Genomic DNA, 20,580 nt, shown 5'->3' on the forward strand with positions numbered 1-20,580 from the left:
TTACTATACTATGTATTCTTTCAGATCTTCTTTTTTCCTTTGACTACTTATGTTGAATGAAAGGATATTTTGTCTTTTTTGTACCATTGAATTTGAAAAAGGCACTCCATTCCGAGATGGAGCGCCTTTTTCTTAAGTATAGTTAATTAGCTTTGGCCAAATTGACCAGCGTTTTGGCCTTTACGAGCTTCAGCAGCTTGGTTTTGTTTTTTAACTTCTTGCGCATTAGTTTCAGCAGCAAATTCAGTACCAAATTTACCAGTAGTACCTGTAGTTGCTGATTGTGCGTTTTGTTGTCTTACTTCTTGGATGTTAGTTCCAGCAGTAGTTTTGTTTGGTTGTTGTTGATTGTTTGCCATTGTTATCACCTCCACGGGATTAATTTACCCTTCCCTGTGGAGATTATCCAAAAAATTTAAATTAAAATGAAAAACTAGACGAGTAAAGAAATACCTCCATCAACAATGATGGTTTGCCCTCTGATCATACTCGATTTATCGGATATTAAAAACATGACACAGTTAACCATATCATCAATTTCCACCATTCGGCCGGCTGGAGTTTTCTCAGCTGCTTCTTGTAGCAGCTCTTCCCGATTTGGAAAATGTTTCAGCGCCTCGGTATCAACTGCTCCTCCGGATACTGCATTTACAACAATATTTTTAGGTGCTAGCTCAACAGCTAAATATCGTGTCAATGCTTCTAATGCTGCTTTCGAAACACCTACTGCTGTGTAATTTTTCAAATAACGGATGGAACCTAGAGAGCTGATACTTACAATTTTTCCTCCACCATTTTTCTCCATTAGTTTGGCGGCTTCCTGAGCGCAAAATAATAAAGCTTTACTGTTAATATTTAATGTCCAATCCCAATGCGATTCTTCCAATTCCATCGCTGGACGCTGCACCCCTGAGGCTGCATTATTCACAAATACATCCAGACGACCAAATTCCTGTTCAATTTGTGCAAACATATCTTTAATTTTGTTGACATCACCAACATTGGCTTTAACAACTAATGCCTTTCTTCCCAAAGCTTCAACTTGCTCAGCTGTTTCCAATGCACCTTTTTTGCTTCGTGCGTAATTAATAACAATATCATATCCAGCTTCTGCAAGCTTGATGGCAGTCGCCTTTCCTATTCCTCGGCTGCTGCCGGTAATTAATGCTACCTTTTGCGTCATTTTTCATTTCCTTTCTAACTCTTTGTCTTGAGTTTAATTTTAGCTTTTCCATGCATAGAAGACAATGATTATACAAAACTTAGGCAAAAGATCCCTTATGAAAGGATGGAGTGATATGTACACAGGACGGGATATGACAGAGCTTTCCATGATGTCCATATCAGATTGGAATAATGATGAGCTTGCTTTTTTTCATCATGCACTGCAACAAATGATACCTTATTTAAATAGTGAGGGGCAGTCCATTCACAGAGAGATTATTGAGGAAATAGAAAGGCGCGGTGGGATAAAAACGCTAGGTAAATGACTATATTTTCTCAATTGAGAAGAAAAGAACGCCATTTTTATTTTGGCGTTCTTTTCTGTTTTAGGAATAATTTATACATTTTTTGATAAGAGACCGGGAAAGCATATTCCTCAAGTTCTTCGGTTGAGACTAGTTTCCATTCGCTGTTCTCTTCAATTTTGTTATTTATGGTTCCAATATAAACTTTGATCTTCCATACAAGGTGAGAAAAAACATGTTCGATTTGTCCTATAACTTTGTTTAGATGAACATTTAAACCCAATGAATTTTCAAATAAATCCATTATAGTTCCCCGTTCATGCTGAATCGGATGATGGAGTTCCACGTTTGGAAATTCCCATAAATTTGCAAGTAATCCATCAGACGGACGTTTATGGATTAAGATTTTCCCGTCTTCATTTAATAAAACCGCCGCTGCTAACTGAACCTCACGGGTTTTTGTTTTTTTTGTTTTTACGGGGAGTTCATTTTGAACTCCTTCTTCAAATGCTTGACAATGTTCACGAACAGGACATAACAAGCATGATGGTGAGGTTGGAGTACAAATAAGTGCCCCAAGTTCCATTAACGCCTGATTAAAAGATGAAGGGTCTTCATGTGAAATGAGCTTCCTGACAGCTTCTTCAAACACTTTTCTAGTGGATGCCTTGGCAATGTCTTCCCAAATTAACAAAATTCTCGACAAGACTCTCATAACATTACCATCAACAGCCGGTTCTGGAATGCCATAGGCAATACTAAGAATCGCCCCCGCTGTATAAGGACCAACACCTTTTAGTGTGGCAATTTCCTCACGGGTGTCAGGTACCTTCCCATGATATTTTTCTTTTACCTCACGAACAGCAGATTGCAAATTTCTTACTCTAGAATAATAACCTAGTCCTTCCCATGCTTTTAAAACTTTATCCTCTTCAGCCTCAGCCAAAGCATCAATATCTGGGAACCATTCAATAAAGCGATTGAAATAAGGAATGACTGTGTCTACCCTCGTTTGCTGCAGCATGATCTCTGAAACCCATACTTTATAAGGATCCCGGTCCTTGCGCCAAGGCAAGTCACGCTTCTCTTGTTGAAACCAAGTTATTAAATCATTTTGAAAAGAAGTGATATTGATTTTATTGATATTTTTTAGTTCAATTAACATAACTAATAAAATCCTCCGCTATAAAACATGATAAATTAGGGGATATGATGAGAAATTCAAATGAACGTTGGTCATACTATATTTTAAAAATGTAAAAGCAGTCTGTTTTACGATAAGTCAATTTGTCCAATTTGACAAGAAGTGAAATAAAGGAGGATTTTCTTGGATACGGGAACTCACATTGTAATGGGCATAGCCCTTGGAGGGCTTGCCACTCTTGACCCTGTTGTTGCAGCAAGCTCTGCTACCACAACTAGTGTATTTATCGGCACCATTGTCGGGTCGCAAATTCCAGATATTGACACAGTTTTAAAACTTAGAAATAACGCTATTTATATTCGAAACCACCGCGGTGTTACACATTCCATACCCGCCGTTTTAATATGGCCTCTCCTTATTACTGCCGTTGTTTATTTTCTTTTTCCAGAAGCCAACATTCTGCATTTGTGGGCGTGGACATTTGCAGCTGTCTTTATTCATGTATTTGTTGACATTTTCAATGCTTACGGAACACAAGCACTAAGGCCATTTACCTCCAAATGGGTGGCGTTAGGGGTAATTAATACTTTTGATCCATTCATTTTTACGATTCACGTAGTTGGCATAATTATTTGGGCCTTGGGAGCAAATCCAGGCTATACTTTCCTAATTATGTATCTGATCATTTTTGGATACTATATTAAACGGTATCAAGCGAAAAAAAGAGTACTTGCTGAAGTTAGAAAGTTAATTCCGGATGCTACTGACATCATTATTGCCCCGACATTGAGGTTCCATCAATGGCGAATTGCAGCAATGAACGAGAATACCTTTTTTGTCGGTAGAGCAGAAAATGGAAAAGTAAACATTTTGGATCGTTTTCGACGGATTCCAGTCCCAAAAACCCCTGTGATTGAAGCGGCTAAAAATGATGAAAATGTATCTGCCTTTCTCTCCTTTTCACCCGTATATCGCTGGGAAGTGGATGAATACGATAACTATTACGAGGTTCGCTTTATCGACTTGCGGTATCGTAGCAATGGTCATTATCCATTTGTAGCCGTTGTTCAGCTGGATCGGGACTTAAAAGTGATTAATTCCTATACCGGTTGGGTGTACAGTGAGAAAAAGCTGCGAAAAAAATTAAGAATGATTCCCGGATAAATCTATATAGAAAGAATCGGCGTGGAAACCCAAGCCGATTTTTTTAATGTACATTATTATTTAGTTGGAAATATTTTTCATACTTTGGATTTGTTGCTATAAAATCATGAAGCTTATCCCCGTAATTTTCGATCCATTGTCTGACGATTCTTTCCGTCATTTCACTGCCCATATACTGCTGCCCTGCCTTGGCAAAGGTAGTCTCAAAATCCTCCCAAAGTAGTTCAATCCATGTACGGGCCTGATTATAGGAAAGTTGGTTATTCTTATCCAACAATATCTTTGTTAATCTTTCATGAAAATCATTCATTAATCATTCACTCCTTTTCCATTTTCTTTTAACATAAGCGATATATATAAGTAAATACTAACTATACGTGGTTGGCAAAGTGAATCGCTTTGTTTCTCACGTTTTCTCATTCCTTTTTATGGAGGTACATTATGAGAAATAAAGAAAGACTTTTCCCGAACCAAAATAACAATAAATTGGAAGGGGAACCGCGGGCTAAAGCAGAATATGCATCCAAACGAGCTGACGGTACCATTAATACCCATCCGCAAGAGCGAATGAGAGCGTCCGGACAACGGGAAGAATAGTCCTATGTCAATGTATAATGGAACAAGCCAGAGAAAGTTCATCTCTGGCTCTTTCCACTTATTTCAACCACTTTAACAGAGAAATCGGCAATGCTTCCTCTTTACCATCACCATTTAAGCGGTAACCCCATGCAAAAACCCCGTTCATGTAGTCTATTTTGAAATACTCCCCGGGAGCTCCTTCAATTTCATAAATTTCCCCTGGTTTGAACGAATCAGGATTCATTAAGTATGCGCGAGCCATTTGAACCTTTCTTTCTAATACTGCAAACTGATTAACCATTCCCATTTGCTCCGCTTTTCTCGCCTGTTCCTGTAGCTTGGAAATTTCCTGTCTTAACTCCTGTTCAGTCATTTCACTATATCGTTTCTCCTGATGCAACTTCCTCACTCCCACCCTTCTCTTTATTTTAGTATAGTAATTTTTGTACAATTAATAAAGTACAACTACTGAGTAGGAGGCAATTTTATGAAAACAATATTAGTTACTGGTGGCGGTTCCGGATTAGGAAAGGAATTGGCCTTACTTTTATCCCAAAAAGGATTTCATTTATTACTTATAGGGAGAAACGCTGATAAATTATCAAACGTAAAAAATATGATTGAATCTCAAGGTGGAAAGGCAGATATCCTTACTTTAGATATTCGTAATAAAAAAGAGATATTGGAGAAAATGGAAGAAGTTCGCGAGCAGTTTGATATTTTTGGAGTAGTCAACAATGCAGGTGTCGGCCATTTTGGACCGTTTCCTGAATTGACTGAGGAGCAAATCACCGAAATGCTAAACACGAATGTGTTAGGAACTATTTATATGACGAAAGCTGTATTACCTTTATTGCTTGAGCGTGGTGAAGGTCGTATCATGAATATCATTTCCACAGCAGGTTTGCGTGGCAAGGTACATGAAACTGTTTATTGTGCAAGCAAGTTTGCTGTTCGCGGTTTTACCGAAAGCCTTCAAAAAGAATACGAAAACAACAACATTAAAATCAATGCTGTGTACATGGGAGGCATGGATACTCCATTTTGGGACGAAAATAACTTCGTTAAAGATCGCTCACGGCTAAAATCCCCTAGAGAAGTGGCAGAAATCATTATAGAGAAGATGGATGAAGATACAATCATTATTGAAAAATAGAAAAGTACTCTGCACGATAAGATAAGGATCAGTATGTACTGGAACTCTCCTAACTGCGATGAAAGAATGAATGTCTTAAATTAATGTTACTTACTATCGAGGTGAAGGAGAGTTCGTTCACTCATTGCAAGAAAAAGTCGTATTGAAATTACATTTTTCGTCTACAACGATTAAGCATTCCCTTCCTTTTAGTAGGCCCTCAATAAAAACTCATCCCGCTAATAAGTGAAGCCTAGAATAAATCCAACATATTGTAAAACCACGAAAAGAACTTACTTTACATTCTGTTCATGTACATTTCAAAAAATATTGTGTTATATTTTTTATATTCTTAATTTTCTGATAGAGAGGTGAACTAATAATTTGGACAACTTTAGTAAATGGAAAGATTACTGAAATGGTTGAAAAATAAATAAAAAGCTTGTAGAGGTAAATATCCATTCGTAGTGCAACAAAAATGAATGTAACCTAAAAAGATCGGAGAGTGAAAAATGAGAAAGTATGCGCAGGTCTTACTAATCATTCCTTTTATAGGAATGTGTGTTCTTCTACCAATAGCCAATCGTATTGAACCTTATATATTAGGAATGCCTTTCTTATTATTTTGGATTGTTTTATGGATGGTATTATCATCCCTTGTTCTGTTCATCGTTTATAAACTTGATCCTACGAATGAAGGAAGTGAATATGAATGAACAGTGCCCTGATCATCATCTTTATTACTGCTACAATTGCTTTATTCTTAGGGATTCGGGCAAGCCGAGGAAAAGAAATGAACATCAATGAGTTTGCGGTTGGGAATAAGCGATTTGGCACATTAATCGTCTTCCTCTTAATTGCAGGTGAAGTATATACAACCTTTACCTTTTTAGGTGGTAGTGGATGGGCTTATTCTAAAGGAGCCGCAGCATATTATGTTCCAGCTTATATTTGCTTAGCATATGTGCTTTCTTATTGGATGATTCCAAAAATTTGGAGATTCGCGAAAAAGCATAACGTTATCTCTCAACCTCAGTATTTTATGAAAAACTATAATAGTAAAGCCCTTGGTGTTGTTGTTGCTTTTATCGGGTTAATTGCATTAATACCCTATATTGTTATCCAATTAAAAGGATTAGGAATTATTGTATCTGAATCTTCCTATGGAACCATTTCTCCCTTTATGGCGTCTACAATCGGTGCAGTTATTGTCACTATTTATGTGACCATCTCAGGGATCCATGGATCCGCTTGGAATGCAGTATTAAAGGATATCATGATTTTATTTGTCATTGTATTCTTAGGAATCTATATTCCATACCACTATTTTGGCGGGATCAAACCTTTATTTGAAGCCATCGAAAATGTGAAACCGGAAGCTTTAACATTTGCATCTGAAGGCTATAGTCAATCTTGGTTTATTTCTACCATCATTTTAAATGCTTTTGGGTTTTACTTATTACCTCAATCTTTTAGTGTAGTATTAACAGCTAAAAGTGAACGAGCCTTAAAGAAAAATGCCATCACATTGCCGTTGTATACGATATTAATTTTATTTGCCTTCTTTATTGGATTTTCAGCCATTATTCAAGTGCCAGGATTACAAGGCGCGGATGGTGACCTATCGCTGTTACGTCTCACGATGCAAACATTCGATCCTTGGTTTGTAGGTATTGTTGGCGGTGCAGGTTTACTTACTGCATTAGTACCAGTATCCGTTATGGTCATGTCCGGAGCAGTTGGTTTAATGACCGGTTTCTATACATTATTAAGACCAAACTCCAGCGATCGTCAGCAATTACTAGTATCTAAATTATTGGTAATATTCATTATTGTAACCGCCTATGTTTTCTCCATTATAGGAGGGAAAGCATTAGCCATTCTCAATATTATGTCTTATGGTTTAATTACCCAATTAGTTCCAGCTATGATTTTCGGCTTCTTTCAAACAAAATTTATGAATACTTACGGGGCCATTACTGGTATTGTAACCGGTGTATCGATCGTCTTATTTAACGCAGTTACTTCATTTAAATTAGCAGATATTTTCCCAAATATTCCAAGTATCATCAATGATATTAATATTGGTTTTGTAGCGATTGCCGTTAATATTTTAGTGGCAGTGGGTGTAAGTTTGGCAACAAACTCATTGGATACAAGAAAAAGTCCTAATATGGCAGAAGAATTTATCAAATAAGTAATAAAAATTAAAGAAATCATGACATCTGTCATGATTTTTCTTGTTCTGAAAGATATTTTTCTATTAGTTCCATCGAAAATCCTTTACGATAAAGTGTCTGTTTCATTCTTTGCTTCCATTCATAACCATCATATTTAGAAAGCTTCCGTAAAGCCTTCTCCCCTTGATAGCGGATGGCTTCCATTTCCTCGTCCTCTTCTTTATGCCTATCCATATCATCTATCACAATGTGGATGACCTCGTATGGATACCCTTTTCTTAACAACATTTGCTCAAGTTTTTGCTTTTGAATGCGAAATGATTCTTTCAAATTTTTTTTGAAAAACTTTTCACTGATTTTTGATACTTTTTCAATTTGCTGCTCTTGAGGAAACTCGTCAAGTGCCTGATTAATCAAGGCTTCAGAGATTCCTTTTTCCTTTAATTCCATCTTGATTACCTCTGGACCTTTATCAGTCGTGTTAACCTGTGTCCGAACATAGGCAGCAGCAAATTCACAGTCGTTTAAATATTTTTGTTCAGAAAGTTTCAGTAATACTTCATTTATTACCGGCTCATCCACCTCTTTTGAAATAAGGTAATCCCGCACTTCTTTTTCCGATCTCATTCTCCTCGCCAAGTAATGGACAGCTAAATTGTATGCCTTACGGATATCATCTTGATACTGAATTTCCATTAATGAAAACTCATCAATTTCCATTCCTTTTTTTAGATGAAATTTTATTAAAACATCACTATCTACACTAAATGCAAATTCTTCTCCTTGACCGGAATCCATATAAATATTGAACCGGTCTTTATTTTTCTGCTGTGTGGTGATTTTTGTAATGATTCCCATATCCCTTCACCTCACCTCTACTTTACCATTGAGTACATTTGTTATGAAGGAAAAAGATATTGGTATTCCATTGACCCTTAACTTATTAAATATATTTCCTAAAATACGGTATCATTCCATTTTTAAAAGGTAAAAATGGAGATGGGTACATTATGTACCATTTTACTTATTAAAATAATGGAAAGGATGATCAAATTGTCGGAAAAAAAGAAAAGAAATAGAGATCGTGAAAGAAGCCATTTAACAAGTATGCAAGAAGTTACATACGGCCATGAATTTAAAATGGCTGACAGAGCAGGCGGGTATTTAAAAAATAAAAGGTAATACCCAAACTGATTAATTTTTTCCATTAATCGACCCCATCCAAATTGTAAAAGCTAGTAAAGGGAGCATATTAAGCTCCACTAGTCACATTTGAAAGGGGTATTTTAATGGGCCGCTCAAGAGGACAAAAAACTCGTGATCGTAATAAAGCTTCACTCCCACAAGTTCCTAAAAACATGAAATCTGACGGAAATGATGTAGAATTCTCTAAAGAAATGGCAGATGGAGCTGACCTTGAGGCACTTTCCCGGGCCAATGCCGCCAACCAACGTGTCAATGCACGCAGAAAAAAATAATGGTGAAAAGAGTAAATGAAGCAGGTTTTTACCTGCTTCTTATTTTAATTAACTGTCACAGATTCCTTGGAAACGATTTTGGATTGAAACTCTCCTTCGATGGAAAAATAACGAATAGCGGTTTGTTGCTTTTCAAGGTGATTTAGATCATCCTTAGACGCTTTAACGACAAAAATCCCTTCCCCAATTTCTTCTTCAAGGCTAATGAATGGAGGGCAATTATATGGTATTAATCCTTGTACAAGCCAATATTTTATTTTTTTATGCTGTTTTGGAAGTACAGAAGAAGTTTTCACAGTTAGCTTCTTGGAGGATGACGATTGACAAACATAAACAAGATCTTCGATTACTGCACTTGCGGTTGGGAACATCCCAGCACCTGGACCTTGAAGTGTAATCCGTCCTACCAGATCGGAATGCACGGCTACTGCATTTTCTATCCCTTCCACATGATAAAAAGGGTGCTCACTTCCTACTAGAACAGGTTTAACCGATGCTTTAACTTGATTTCCCTCATTGATTAGGCTGGCAATATGTTTAAACTTCAATCCAATTTTTCCGGCAGTTTCCATCAATTCACTTGTTATGGAAGTGATTCCTTCTCGCTCAACTTCATCCCACTCAGGTTCCACTCCAAAGGCGATTTGGCTTAGAATCATTGTTTTATAAAATGCATCAAAGCCTTCAACATCATTCGTAGGATTCGCTTCTGCATAACCATTTTCCTGCGCCTGCAACAAACTTTCTTCAAACGACTGTTTTTTCTCTCTCATTTCTGTAAGAATAAAATTTGATGTACCATTTAAAATCCCTTCAATCTGCTGGACACGGTTAATTTTTAATAACTGTCTCAACGTTTGAATGACTGGTATTCCTCCGGCTACCGTTGCCTCGAATCCAACAGATACACTATTCTTTTCCGCCAGCTCAAGTAGCTCTTTTCCATGATGGGCGAACATTTCCTTATTAGCTGTAATCACGTGGCAGCCCCGCTGAATGACATTTTTCAAATATGTAAAAGCAGGTTCCTTATCGACAATTGCTTCAACAACCACATCCAGTTGAGGCAGTTGAAGGATTTCTTCAAAATTGGTAGTAACAAAAACTTCATCATGAATATTTCTTTTTCGATCTTTGTTTTTAATTAGAATAGCCGCTACTTCGACCTTTTTTCCTAAAACAGCTGACAGCTCATCAGAATGAGATTGAATGGTCCGATAAACTCCTTCACCAACCGTACCAAATCCGAGTATTGCCACTTTAATTACAGACATTTTCTCTTCCACCCCTTTACTAAAATGAAAAACCCTCTTCATAAGAAGAGGGCTTTTGTTTCCTCCTCTTATCTTTCAGGTAATAAACCTGCAGGAATTAGCACCTTTTCAAGGAATACCTTGAAGGTTGCCGGGCTTCATTGGGCCTAGTCCCTCCGCCACTCTGGATAAGAGTTATATTTCACTATTCATTATTTTCCAACATATTAATAACAATAATAGTCAACTATACTAAGGATGTCAATATTTCTCTTTTCAGAATAATCAATAAAACTTGTAAGAATTGATAAATTAGTACAAGTACACTAGGGTGAAAAGCATTTAAACTCCTGCGCAAATTCTGGTCAGGGATAAACCGCAGGCTAAATCACTTAGAAAATTCTCCAGTCCTCAAAAAACGAAGAACGTGGAGTAAAAATGATCTGTAAAGTATATCACTGTCTATTTTTAAAAGGGTTTTTCCATTCCATAAGAACCGCATAATTACAAGATTCTTCATCCTCGAGATAATCTTTGGCAATCCCAAGAGGAACTCTCCCGCATCGGAGTAGAAACGTGATAACAGGATCCTTTAACTGCCCGCTAATAATGGCTTGCAAATAGGCTTCTGGTGACATTTGATCAGCCACTTTATGGTAGCCTGGCATACGCCCTCCTCCGAGCAATCGATCATACCCTTTTTCAATTACGACATGGTACATAGCCTGCATCATTAATTTTCCTAGCCCAAGTTTGCGATACTTGGGACGAACACTAATGTCGACAATATATAAAGTATTACCGTTAGGGTCATGATTGCGAATATAACCGTGGTCAGTGATCTCTCCCCACGTATGGGCAGCATCATTTGGATCAAAGTCTACGCAAAGTCCGGTAAGTGACCCAGCTAATTCCCCATTGATCTCAACACATAAAGCTCCTTCTGGAAAAAGAGTAACATGATTGGTTAATTGCTCTTTGTTCCACCACAATTCCGATGGAAAAGGAGGTGGAAAACATTCGGACTGGATTTCAATAAGCTGATCAAAGTCGTCTTTCGTATAATTGCGAATACAAACTGGAATCGGACGATCTTGGTCAAAAACATACAATTCACTGTGATACACTTTACCAACCCCTCCATAAAACTATTTATAGTTCTTCTTTTTTTATTTCCAATCAGTGTACAGATCGGTTCTACGGTCGCGCCATGTCGTGACAGAACCACGCTCGCGAACTTCATATAATAATTGAAGGTCAAGGTCTGCGGTTACGATCATGTCATTATTGATTTCCCCTTGTACCTGTATGCCCTGCGGAGGGAATGGAATATCATTCGGTGTGATAACAGCAGCCTGCGCAAAATTAGCTCGCATAAAATCAACGGTTGGCAATGAGCCGACTGTTCCTGTTAGAACCACATATACCTGATTTTCAATTGCCCGAGCATGGCAGGTGTACCGGACTCGGTGGAACCCGTGGCGATCATCGGTACAAGATGGACAGAAAATAACGTCTGCTCCTTTTGCCTTGGCCATACGGACGATTTCTGGAAATTCAATATCATAGCAAGTTAGAATGGCTATTTTTCCTTTTTCCGTTTCAAAAATTTGAAACGAATCTCCTTTGGCCATATTCCATTCGTTAACTTCGGTTGGAGTAATATGAAGTTTGGCCTGCTCGCCAATTCTGCCATCTGGATAAAATAAATGTGCTGTGTTATATAACTTGCCGTTTTTTTCTAAAACATGAGTTCCGGCAATAATATGCATATTGGTTTCTTTAGCGAATTTCGTGAACAGTTCACGGTAACTTTCAGTAAAGCTTGGTAAGTCGTTAATCGTTAAACTGTTCCCTTTTTCGTCTCCGATGGACAAAAGCTGTGTTGTAAAGAATTCAGGAAAAAGGACAAATTCAGCCCCAAATTCCTGGGCAGTTTTTATATAATGTTCACATTGAGCGGCAAATTCCTCAAAAGAATGGATCGTATGCAAATGATATTGTACTGCAGATACTCTCAGTTTCATGGGCAACCCTCCATGTGTAATATTTTGAAAAAAGGATTCCATATACAAATTATCTATAAATTAATATTTTAATACAAATAATATGCTGCAATAAACAGAAAAAGCCAGCAAACGCTGGCTTTGTAGAGTTATTTACATAACAAATGAAAAACGTCATTTTTCACTTATCTAGTAAGTTTGGCCTCAGCTAGTTTAATTTGTTCACGTATCTGCTCTGATGAAGTTCCCCCAAAACTGTTGCGGACGGCTACAACATGTTCCGGTGCTAACACATCGTAAATATCTTCTTCAAACAAACCACTAAACTGATGATACTCGTCAAGGGATAAATCCAATAAAAACTTACCTGATTGAATCGCATAAAGAACAATTTTTCCAATTACCTCATGTGCTTCACGGAACGGCAGTCCCTTGCGTACCAAATAATCAGCAATATCTGTCGCATTAGAAAAATCATTATTGATCGCTTTGCGCATAACTTCTTTATTAACAGTCATCGTTTCAATCATCGGTGCCAAAAGCTTTAATGAACCCTCTAAAGTTTCTGCCGTATCAAACATGCCTTCTTTGTCTTCTTGTAAATCTTTATTGTAGGCAAGTGGCAACCCTTTTAACACTGTCAACAAACCTACCAAATTACCATATACTCGCCCTGTTTTTCCACGAAGCAATTCCGGCACGTCCGGATTCTTTTTCTGCGGCATGATACTTGAGCCTGTACAGAAAGAATCATCAAGCTCGATAAATTGGAATTCTTGACTTGACCAAATCACCAACTCCTCGGATAAACGAGAAATATGGGTCATAATGATGGAACCAATGGACAAAAATTCAAGGATAAAATCACGATCACTGACGGCGTCCATGCTATTCGGATAAATCGTTTCAAATCCTAATATTTCAGCCACCCGCTCACGATTGATCGGGAAGGTGGTCCCTGCTAAAGCACCGGAACCGAGCGGAAGCCAGTTGATTCGTTTTAATGAATCTAACAATCTCTCCTTATCACGCTCAAGCATCCAGAAATAGGCCATCAAGTGGTGGGCAAACGAGACAGGCTGAGCTCGCTGCAGATGAGTATATCCTGGAATTAAAGTCTCGACATGTTCCTTTGCCTGACTAAGTATTGCCTTTTGTACATCTTCAATCAGTTTGATTAACTCTGTTGTTTTCGTGCGCAAATAAAGATGCATATCTGTTGCCACCTGGTCGTTCCGGCTGCGCCCAGTATGTAGCTTGCCCCCAACAGGCCCGATTTGTTCAATTAATAGCTTTTCAATATTCATATGAATGTCTTCATCTTCTACTGAGAAATTAACCTCATTTCGATCCACCTTTTCTTTGATCAAAAGAAGCCCGTCGATGATTTTTTCCGCATCCTCCTTCGGAATAATCCCGCACTCTCCTAACATTTGTACATGGGCTAGGCTCCCAGCAATATCCTCCTTGGCCAACTTTTGATCAAAAAAAATGGATGCTGTGAATTCCTCTACAAGCTTATTTGTTTCCTTGGTAAAACGTCCGCCCCATAACTTTGACATATCTGCTCCCCCCTAAATGTAAGAAGATTGCCCTCGAATCAGCTTCGAGGGCAATCCGAAAGTTAAAACAAATTATTGCTTTACAACCGATTCTTCTTTCTTGTTCACTTCAGAATAGACTTTTGTAGGAAGTCCCCAAAGCTTAATAAAACCAACTGCCGCGTTATGGTCAAATGCATCGCCCTTTGTATATGTTGCCAGTTCTTCATTGTACAAGCTGTGTACAGATTTGCGGCCCACTACCGTATGATTTCCCTTATGAAGCTTCACACGAATGGTGCCTGACACCACTTTTTGTGTTTCCTCAATAAAGGCATCTAAAGCCGTTTTTAACGGTGAATACCAAAGTCCCTCATAAATGATTTTCGCCATTTGCTGATCCACTTGTGTTTTGAACTGAGTCACTTCGCGAGGCAATGTTAAAAATTCCAATTCTTTATGGGCATTGATCAAAATCAGTGCTGCAGGATTCTCATATACTTCACGAGACTTAATTCCTACTAATCTATTTTCAATGTGATCAATACGGCCCACACCATGCTTGCCACCAACCTTGTTTAATGTTTCAATCAATTGAACAAGTGTCATTTTTTCTCCATTTAAAGCCACTGGTACGCCCTGTTCAAATTCAATTTCAACATATTCAGCAACATCCGGTGTTAATTCAATTGGATTCGTCCATTCGTATGCTTCTTCCGGCGCTTCTGCCCAAGGATCTTCCAAAACCCCAGCCTCACAAGCACGTCCCCAAATATTAGCATCAATTGAGAACGGATTATCCAAGTCTACCGGAATAGGAATACCGTGCTTTTTCGCATAATCAATTTCCTCGTCACGTGTCATCCCCCATTCACGGACCGGAGCAACCACTTTTAAGCTTGGATTGAGAGCCTGAACAGAAACTTCAAAACGAACTTGGTCATTTCCCTTACCAGTACAACCATGAGCCACTGCTGTGGCACCTTCTTGTTCAGCAATATCCACCAATAATTTTGAAATAAGTGGTCTTGATAATGCAGAAGATAACGGATACTTCCCTTCATATAAACAATTCGCTTTTAAAGCTTGTAAAATATAATCCTTTGCCAGCATTTCTTTTGCGTCCACCATAATGGCCTTGATCGCCCCAACATTCAATGCTTTGTTTTTAATAGCTTCTAAGTCTTTCCCCTCACCAACATCGAGACCTAATGCAATCACATCATAACCATATTTTTCTTGGATCCATTTCACGGAAACAGATGTATCTAAACCACCAGAATATGCTAATACGATTTTTTCCTTAGCCATTGTTACGCTCCTTATTTATCAGTTTTGTATTATTATTCATATTTAAGTATTATTATACATTTAATTTTAAAAAAATCCACTATTAACCTAGTAATAATTTTAAAATGGCTTTTTGTGCATGAAGACGATTTTCAGCCTCATCAAAAACCACGGAATGAGGACCATCGATTATCTCTGCTGTTACCTCTTCACCACGATGAGCTGGCAAGCAATGCAAGAAGATAAAATCTTCTTTCGCATATTGACAAAGCTCCTGATTCACTTGATAGCCCTGAAAATCTTTTAACCTCTTTTCAGTCTCCATTTCCTGTCCCATACTGGTCCAAACATCTGTAACGATGACATCTGCATTCTTAATTGCCTCTAGAGGATCATTCGTTACCGTTACTGTGCTTCCCGTTTGCTTCCCAACTTTTATCGCCTTTTCAGTAATCGCCTCATCCGGTAAATATCCTTGCGGGCTGGCGATACTAATATTCATTCCAACCTTAACCGCACCTTCCATTAATGAATGTGCCATATTATTATAACCATCACCAATGTAGCAAAGTTTTAAGCCGGCCAATTTCCCCTTATGCTCTAATATTGTTAACAGGTCCGCTAACACTTGGGTTGGATGCTGTAAATCGGTTAATCCATTAATAACAGGTATGGTTGCATGCTCTGCCAATTCTTCCACGGAATCATGAGAAAATGTTCGGATCATAATGCCATCCACATAGCGAGATAGCACTTTTGCCGTATCAGAAATGCTTTCCCCTCTGCCAAGCTGAATATCCTTAGAGCTTAAGAAAATCGCATGTCCCCCAAGCTGCAACATCCCCACTTCAAACGACACTCTGGTGCGCGTAGAAGATTTTTCAAAAATCATTCCTAATACTTTATCAGCAAGATAAGGATGTGGCTTGCCTTGTTTTTGCATCGCTTTTAATTCTTGCGCTTCTTCAAGTAAATAAAGGATTTCCTCTTGTGTAAAATCAGAGAGCTGCAAAAAATCTTTCCCTTTAAATAACAATTCACTTGGCTTAATGGCATTTAGCATGAACGGCACCTCTTTTCTCTAATTTATGAAATTCACTTACGGTCTTTACTTCTATATCAGAAGTAAATCCTTTTAATCGTTCCATCATTACTTTTACTGTATCCAGATGGGTAAGGACCGGCACCTTAAATCGAATCGCCTGCTCACGAATTTGAAACCCAAATTTCTGTTTATTTCTCCCTTGATTTGGAATATTTACAACCAACTTTACCATTTGATTTTTAAATAATTGCTGAACATCTTGTTCATCTTTAACTACCTTTTCAACAGGAATCCCATGGCTTTGAAGAAAATGGGCTGTTCCTTCTGTGGCTGCCAAATTGTATTTTGTTTTCAACTGTTGGAAAATTTGCAGGCTCTCAGGCTTTTCCCGATCTGCAATTGAACAGAAAATATAATCACCTACAACCGAACCAGAAATAGACGGTAAAGCTTTATCAAGTGCCTGTTGATAATTCATGTCGATTCCAAGTGCTTCTCCAGTAGATTTCATTTCAGGTCCAAGCACATGGTCGACTCCTTTCAGCTTACTTGATGAAAAGATCGGTGCTTTCACAGAATAATAGTTTGGTTCTACTAATAACCCAGTTGTTGGACATAAATCAGTTAACGACTCACCCATTTGGACTCTTACGGCCCACTCAATCATTGGCACCCCTGTGACCTTGCTCATGATTGGCACGGTTCTAGAGGAACGTGGGTTAACCTCTAAGACATAAACTGTATTTCCATGGATAACGAACTGGATATTCATCATCCCTTTGATTTGCGCGGCTATTGCAATACGGTTCGCATAATCGATTAGCACTTCTTTTGTTTGTTCATCCAATGAAATAGGCGGGAACACGGATATACTGTCACCGGAGTGAACTCCTGCTTTTTCAATATGCTCAAAGATACCTGGAACAACGATATTCTTTCCATCACTTATGACATCAATTTCACATTCAAGCCCAGGTAGGTATTTGTCCACTAATAATGGCCACATTTTTTCATGTGAATTTTGTTGTAGTTGCTGGATGTATCCCAATAATTCTTCTTTTGAAAAAATAGTAAACATTGACTGTCCGCCAATTACGTAAGACGGTCTTACGAGTACGGGATATCCGAGTTCTGTTGCTGCTTCCAACAATTGATCCACATTTTCGGCCGTTTTGCCTTCAATATGTGGAATATTCAAGTCCTCAAGCAATTGATAAAATTCTTTTCTGTCCTCTAAAAGGTCCACATCCTTTACGGAAGTACCCAAGATAGGAATGCCTTCCTCTTCCAATGCATGCGCTAAATTAATCGCCGTTTGACCACCAAATTGAATCAATACTCCTTCAACCTGTTCCTTTTCAATGACATGAAGGACATCCTCAACAGCAAGTGGTTCAAAATACAATCGATCAGCTACAGAATAGTCCGTACTTACCGTCTCTGGGTTATTATTCATGACAACCGCTTCATACCCTTTTTTCTTGATGGCCTTGGCAGCATGAACAGAACAGTAGTCAAATTCAATTCCTTGACCAATTCTTATTGGTCCTGACCCGATGACTAGAATTTTTTTCGAATTAGTTGCTTCTACTTCATCAAAACCGTGCCAAGTAGAGTAATAGTAAGGTGTCACCGCATCAAACTCTGCCGAACAGGTATCAACCATCTTATATCCCGGTTTCCAATTCAATTCCTTCCTCTTATCTCTAACTTGTTTTTCCGGAATTTTATAAATTTGTGACAATAGCTTATCCGAGATATTATATCGTTTTGCTTCTTTTAATAATGAAACAGGAACATTGCCCCAATCATAGGTTGCCAGTTTCTTTTCCAACTCAACCATTGCGCTTATTTTGTGTAAAAACCAAAAGTCAATTTGCGTTAATTGCTGAATTTTTTCAATGGAGATCCCTCTTCTAAATGCTTCAGCAAGGACGAATAGTCGCTGGTCATTGGCCGTTTCAAGCAGTTTGAATAATTCTGCTTCCTTTATGGATTGAACACTTTCTTGGCATAAACCGTATACATTCATTTCCAGCGAACGAATCGCTTTATTTAGGGCTCCCTCAAAGGTTCGATCTATCGCCATAACTTCACCAGTTGCTTTCATTTGCGTGCCAAGCGTTCGATCCGCTTCAGGAAACTTATCAAATGGGAAACGTGGTAGTTTAACCACGATATAATCAATCGCCGGTTCAAATGAAGCAAAGGTATTGCCTGTTATCGGATTGATAATTTCATCCAAATGATAGCCTATGGCACATTTTGCCGCCATCCTTGCAATTGGATAACCAGTAGCTTTCGAGGCAAGGGCAGATGAACGGCTAACCCGAGGGTTTACTTCAATAATGTAGTATTGGTTGGATTCTGGGTTTAGTGCAAACTGGATATTGCATCCTCCAATAATCTCTAATTCTCTAATGACCTTAATTGAAACGTCACGGAGCATTTGATATTGAACATCTGTTAATGTTTGTGATGGAGCCACAACGATGGAATCGCCAGTATGTACACCAACCGGATCCATGTTTTCCATATTGCAGACAATGATGCATGTATCATTTGCGTCTCGCATGACCTCATATTCAATTTCCTTCCACCCTTTAATGCTTTTCTCTAAAAGCACTTGGTGAATCGGACTTGCTGCTAAACCTTTTTTTAGAACAACTTCAAGCTCTTGTTCGTTATGGGCAAAGCCTCCGCCATCACCGCCCAACGTATAGGCTGGGCGCACAATAACCGGAAAGCCAATCTCCTTAACGAATTGGACGCCCTCTTCATAAGTATGAATGATCGACGATTCCGGAATCGGTTCACCAATTTTTAGCATTAAATTACGAAATTTCTCACGATCCTCCCCTTTTTTAATCGACTCAACGGAAGTCCCGAGGAGTTCTACTTGATATTTATCAAGGATTTTTTGTTCATAAAGCTGAACAGCCAGATTCAACCCTGTTTGACCGCCAAGCGTTCCAATGATCCCGTCTGGCTTTTCTTTCTGAATAATTTTTTCAATCGTTTCAACTGTTAACGGTTCAATATAGACTTTATCGGCAATGGTTTCGTCTGTCATGATTGTCGCCGGGTTATTGTTGATGAGGACAACCTCTATTCCTTCTTCTTTAAGTGCAATGCAAGCCTGGGTTCCAGCATAATCAAATTCTGCTGCCTGCCCAATGACAATAGGCCCAGAGCCGATAACAAGTACTTTTTTTAGCTTTTTATTTAATGGCATAACGTGTCTCTCCCAATGAAGCAATCTGAGTTACAAATTCAGTGATAATATGAACGGTATCGTTCGGTCCCGGATGGGCTTCCGGATGGAATTGTACAGTTTGGATTGGATAATGTTTATGTTTCAATCCTTCAATAGATTTATCGTTCACATTCAAGTAAGTGATTTCGAAAACGTTCTTATCAATACTTGAATCAACGACGACATAGCCATGATTTTGGGAAGTAATTTTTACTTTTCCAGTTGACAATTCTTTCACTGGATGATTTCCTCCACGATGTCCATAGGCAAGCTTCTCCGTTTGTGCTCCATAGGCAAGGGCAATTAATTGATGGCCAAGGCAAATACCTAGGGATGGATAATGCTGGCTAATTTTCTTAATTTCCGGGAACCATTTTTTTAACTCCATCGGATCGCCAGGTCCATTGCTAAATAGGACACCATCTGGATCTATGGCTTTTATTTTTTCAAATGGGGTAGAGTATGGCACAACCGTCACTGCACAGCCTTCATCCAAAAGAGCGGTAAGAATAGATTTTTTATAACCAAAGTCCATTAAAACCACATGAGGTCCTTTATTTTTAAAATATTTCGTTTTCTTTGTTGATACTTTTTCCACCCAAAAAGTGTTTTTTACTGGCGGCAGCTCCTCTTTTTTTGTGTGACTTAAATACCCTCTTACGGTCCCACGACTACGGACCGTTTTCACGAGAAGTCTTGTATCGACCCCAGCAATTCCTGTAACACCGGCTTGTGCTAATTTATCAGAAAATTTTTGGATGGATTGATAATGGCTAGGTGTTTCACATAAATCTCCGATGACAACCCCTGCCAGTGCCGGTGAAATGCTTTCGTCATCCATCGCATTGATTCCATAGTTTCCGATGATTGGATAACAAAATGTGATGATTTGACCAGCATAGGAAGGATCCGTAATAATTTCCTGATATCCAGTCATGCTCGTATTAAATACCACTTCACCGAGGGAATCCTTCTTAGCACCAATCAATACCCCTTCAAACACTTCTCCCGTTTCCAAAGTAAGATACCCCTGTTCCAAC

Annotated in this window: 22 protein-coding genes and 1 riboswitch; of the genes, 8 read left to right on the top strand and 14 right to left on the bottom strand. The window is 38.5% G+C overall.

Features of this window, described 5'->3' with window-relative positions; genetic code table 11:
• Positions 1-146 precede the first annotated feature (146 nt).
• Positions 147-359 carry a gamma-type small acid-soluble spore protein gene (locus GZA11_RS08425; protein ID WP_038539947.1) on the bottom strand — a complete coding sequence of 71 codons (213 nt, stop codon included), beginning with the start codon at positions 357-359 and terminating at the stop codon, positions 147-149.
• 74 nt (positions 360-433) lie between these two features.
• Entirely contained in the window at positions 434-1,183 is a 750-nt protein-coding gene (gene fabL / locus GZA11_RS08430; protein WP_163183457.1) for an enoyl-[acyl-carrier-protein] reductase FabL, read from the bottom strand.
• Between the two features lie 115 nt (positions 1,184-1,298).
• Between fabL and GZA11_RS08435 the strand changes: the two genes are divergently transcribed.
• Positions 1,299-1,490, top strand: coding sequence for a hypothetical protein (locus tag GZA11_RS08435; RefSeq protein ID WP_038539939.1), 192 nt, complete (start codon positions 1,299-1,301; stop codon positions 1,488-1,490).
• Between the two features lie 37 nt (positions 1,491-1,527).
• Here the strand turns inward: GZA11_RS08435 and mutY are convergent, their stop codons facing one another.
• Positions 1,528-2,634 carry an A/G-specific adenine glycosylase gene (gene mutY / locus GZA11_RS08440; protein ID WP_163183458.1) on the bottom strand — a complete coding sequence of 369 codons (1,107 nt, stop codon included), beginning with the start codon at positions 2,632-2,634 and terminating at the stop codon, positions 1,528-1,530.
• A gap of 162 nt (positions 2,635-2,796) precedes the next feature.
• Here mutY and GZA11_RS08445 point away from each other — a divergent pair, with 162 nt between their 5' ends.
• The gene (locus GZA11_RS08445) at positions 2,797-3,777 is read left to right on the top strand and encodes a metal-dependent hydrolase (protein WP_038539934.1); all 981 of its coding nucleotides are present in this window, start codon (positions 2,797-2,799) and stop codon (positions 3,775-3,777) included.
• Positions 3,778-3,820: 43 nt separating this feature from the next.
• On the opposite strand, the gene GZA11_RS08450 is transcribed toward GZA11_RS08445, so the two are convergent.
• Complete coding sequence (locus GZA11_RS08450; RefSeq protein ID WP_038539932.1) at positions 3,821-4,087, bottom strand: YfhJ family protein; 267 nt, start codon at positions 4,085-4,087, stop codon at positions 3,821-3,823.
• Between the two features lie 131 nt (positions 4,088-4,218).
• On the opposite strand from GZA11_RS08450, the gene GZA11_RS08455 reads away from it, so the two are divergent.
• Complete coding sequence (locus GZA11_RS08455) at positions 4,219-4,374, top strand: small, acid-soluble spore protein K (RefSeq protein WP_163183459.1); 156 nt, start codon at positions 4,219-4,221, stop codon at positions 4,372-4,374.
• 58 nt (positions 4,375-4,432) lie between these two features.
• Here GZA11_RS08455 and GZA11_RS08460 read toward each other — a convergent pair whose 3' ends face one another.
• Positions 4,433-4,756, bottom strand: a complete 324-nt coding sequence (locus GZA11_RS08460; protein WP_269153303.1) for a YfhH family protein — start codon at positions 4,754-4,756, stop codon at positions 4,433-4,435.
• An 87-nt stretch (positions 4,757-4,843) separates the two neighbouring features.
• On the opposite strand from GZA11_RS08460, the gene GZA11_RS08465 reads away from it, so the two are divergent.
• The 3 genes from GZA11_RS08465 to GZA11_RS08475 all read left to right on the top strand — a co-directional run bounded on the left by GZA11_RS08465 (position 4,844) and on the right by GZA11_RS08475 (position 7,688).
• Complete coding sequence (locus GZA11_RS08465) at positions 4,844-5,512, top strand: SDR family NAD(P)-dependent oxidoreductase (protein ID WP_163183460.1); 669 nt, start codon at positions 4,844-4,846, stop codon at positions 5,510-5,512.
• Positions 5,513-6,003: 491 nt separating this feature from the next.
• Positions 6,004-6,207: a DUF3311 domain-containing protein gene (locus GZA11_RS08470; protein WP_163183461.1), complete on the top strand. Its 204-nt coding sequence runs from the start codon at positions 6,004-6,006 to the stop codon at positions 6,205-6,207.
• Positions 6,204-7,688, top strand: coding sequence for a sodium:solute symporter family protein (locus GZA11_RS08475; protein ID WP_163183462.1), 1,485 nt, complete (start codon positions 6,204-6,206; stop codon positions 7,686-7,688). The genes GZA11_RS08470 and GZA11_RS08475 overlap by 4 nt, the downstream gene beginning before the upstream one ends.
• A 31-nt stretch (positions 7,689-7,719) precedes the next feature.
• Here the strand turns inward: GZA11_RS08475 and recX are convergent, their stop codons facing one another.
• Positions 7,720-8,529 (bottom strand): recombination regulator RecX, encoded by an 810-nt coding sequence (gene recX / locus GZA11_RS08480; protein WP_038539915.1) that lies wholly within the window; start codon positions 8,527-8,529, stop codon positions 7,720-7,722.
• Between the two features lie 195 nt (positions 8,530-8,724).
• Here recX and GZA11_RS08485 point away from each other — a divergent pair, with 195 nt between their 5' ends.
• Together GZA11_RS08485 and GZA11_RS08490 are read left to right on the top strand one after the other, a co-directional pair.
• A complete protein-coding gene (locus GZA11_RS08485) occupies positions 8,725-8,853 on the top strand; it encodes a YfhE family protein (protein WP_081905137.1) in 129 nt (42 codons plus the stop codon).
• Between the two features lie 107 nt (positions 8,854-8,960).
• The gene (locus GZA11_RS08490) at positions 8,961-9,149 is read left to right on the top strand and encodes a YfhD family protein (RefSeq protein ID WP_038539912.1); all 189 of its coding nucleotides are present in this window, start codon (positions 8,961-8,963) and stop codon (positions 9,147-9,149) included.
• A 44-nt stretch (positions 9,150-9,193) separates the two neighbouring features.
• Here GZA11_RS08490 and GZA11_RS08495 read toward each other — a convergent pair whose 3' ends face one another.
• The 8 genes from GZA11_RS08495 to GZA11_RS08530 form a co-directional block, all read right to left on the bottom strand.
• Positions 9,194-10,423 (bottom strand): homoserine dehydrogenase, encoded by a 1,230-nt coding sequence (locus tag GZA11_RS08495; RefSeq protein WP_163183463.1) that lies wholly within the window; start codon positions 10,421-10,423, stop codon positions 9,194-9,196.
• Positions 10,424-10,488: 65 nt separating this feature from the next.
• Positions 10,489-10,597, bottom strand: a riboswitch (SAM riboswitch).
• 260 nt (positions 10,598-10,857) lie between these two features.
• Positions 10,858-11,529 carry a GNAT family N-acetyltransferase gene (locus tag GZA11_RS08500; RefSeq protein ID WP_163183464.1) on the bottom strand — a complete coding sequence of 224 codons (672 nt, stop codon included), beginning with the start codon at positions 11,527-11,529 and terminating at the stop codon, positions 10,858-10,860.
• Between the two features lie 42 nt (positions 11,530-11,571).
• Positions 11,572-12,429: a carbon-nitrogen hydrolase family protein gene (locus tag GZA11_RS08505; protein WP_038539906.1), complete on the bottom strand. Its 858-nt coding sequence runs from the start codon at positions 12,427-12,429 to the stop codon at positions 11,572-11,574.
• 164 nt (positions 12,430-12,593) lie between these two features.
• The gene (argH, locus tag GZA11_RS08510; protein WP_163183465.1) at positions 12,594-13,970 is read right to left on the bottom strand and encodes an argininosuccinate lyase; all 1,377 of its coding nucleotides are present in this window, start codon (positions 13,968-13,970) and stop codon (positions 12,594-12,596) included.
• 72 nt (positions 13,971-14,042) lie between these two features.
• A complete protein-coding gene (locus GZA11_RS08515) occupies positions 14,043-15,260 on the bottom strand; it encodes an argininosuccinate synthase (protein WP_163183466.1) in 1,218 nt (405 codons plus the stop codon).
• Positions 15,261-15,342: 82 nt separating this feature from the next.
• A complete protein-coding gene (gene argF / locus GZA11_RS08520; RefSeq protein ID WP_163183467.1) occupies positions 15,343-16,302 on the bottom strand; it encodes an ornithine carbamoyltransferase in 960 nt (319 codons plus the stop codon).
• Positions 16,286-19,519: a carbamoyl-phosphate synthase (glutamine-hydrolyzing) large subunit gene (gene carB, locus GZA11_RS08525; RefSeq protein WP_163183468.1), complete on the bottom strand. Its 3,234-nt coding sequence runs from the start codon at positions 19,517-19,519 to the stop codon at positions 16,286-16,288. Before carB ends, argF begins: the two co-directional genes overlap by 17 nt.
• Positions 19,506-20,579 (bottom strand): carbamoyl phosphate synthase small subunit, encoded by a 1,074-nt coding sequence (locus GZA11_RS08530; protein ID WP_163183469.1) that lies wholly within the window; start codon positions 20,577-20,579, stop codon positions 19,506-19,508. Before GZA11_RS08530 ends, carB begins: the two co-directional genes overlap by 14 nt.
• Position 20,580: the final 1 nt, after the last annotated feature.

The sequence above is a fragment of the Neobacillus sedimentimangrovi genome, assembly GCF_010614825.1.
GTDB classification, from domain to species: Bacteria; Bacillota; Bacilli; order Bacillales; family Cytobacillaceae; genus Neobacillus; species Neobacillus thermocopriae.

Bases quoted from the DNA above. Each gene is read 5' to 3' on its own strand.
- GZA11_RS08425 (WP_038539947.1), bottom strand. From the start codon at position 359: ATGGCAAACAATCAACAACAACCAAACAAAACTACTGCTGGAACTAAC.
- fabL (WP_163183457.1), bottom strand. From the start codon at position 1,183: ATGACGCAAAAGGTAGCATTAATTACCGGCAGCAGCCGAGGAATAGGA.
- GZA11_RS08435 (WP_038539939.1), top strand. From the start codon at position 1,299: ATGTACACAGGACGGGATATGACAGAGCTTTCCATGATGTCCATATCA.
- mutY (WP_163183458.1), bottom strand. From the start codon at position 2,634: ATGTTAATTGAACTAAAAAATATCAATAAAATCAATATCACTTCTTTT.
- GZA11_RS08450 (WP_038539932.1), bottom strand. From the start codon at position 4,087: ATGAATGATTTTCATGAAAGATTAACAAAGATATTGTTGGATAAGAAT.
- GZA11_RS08455 (WP_163183459.1), top strand. From the start codon at position 4,219: ATGAGAAATAAAGAAAGACTTTTCCCGAACCAAAATAACAATAAATTG.
- GZA11_RS08465 (WP_163183460.1), top strand. From the start codon at position 4,844: ATGAAAACAATATTAGTTACTGGTGGCGGTTCCGGATTAGGAAAGGAA.
- GZA11_RS08470 (WP_163183461.1), top strand. From the start codon at position 6,004: ATGAGAAAGTATGCGCAGGTCTTACTAATCATTCCTTTTATAGGAATG.
- GZA11_RS08475 (WP_163183462.1), top strand. From the start codon at position 6,204: ATGAACAGTGCCCTGATCATCATCTTTATTACTGCTACAATTGCTTTA.
- recX (WP_038539915.1), bottom strand. From the start codon at position 8,529: ATGGGAATCATTACAAAAATCACCACACAGCAGAAAAATAAAGACCGG.
- GZA11_RS08490 (WP_038539912.1), top strand. From the start codon at position 8,961: ATGGGCCGCTCAAGAGGACAAAAAACTCGTGATCGTAATAAAGCTTCA.
- GZA11_RS08495 (WP_163183463.1), bottom strand. From the start codon at position 10,423: ATGTCTGTAATTAAAGTGGCAATACTCGGATTTGGTACGGTTGGTGAA.
- GZA11_RS08505 (WP_038539906.1), bottom strand. From the start codon at position 12,429: ATGAAACTGAGAGTATCTGCAGTACAATATCATTTGCATACGATCCAT.
- argH (WP_163183465.1), bottom strand. From the start codon at position 13,970: ATGTCAAAGTTATGGGGCGGACGTTTTACCAAGGAAACAAATAAGCTT.
- GZA11_RS08515 (WP_163183466.1), bottom strand. From the start codon at position 15,260: ATGGCTAAGGAAAAAATCGTATTAGCATATTCTGGTGGTTTAGATACA.
- argF (WP_163183467.1), bottom strand. From the start codon at position 16,302: ATGCTAAATGCCATTAAGCCAAGTGAATTGTTATTTAAAGGGAAAGAT.
- carB (WP_163183468.1), bottom strand. From the start codon at position 19,519: ATGCCATTAAATAAAAAGCTAAAAAAAGTACTTGTTATCGGCTCTGGG.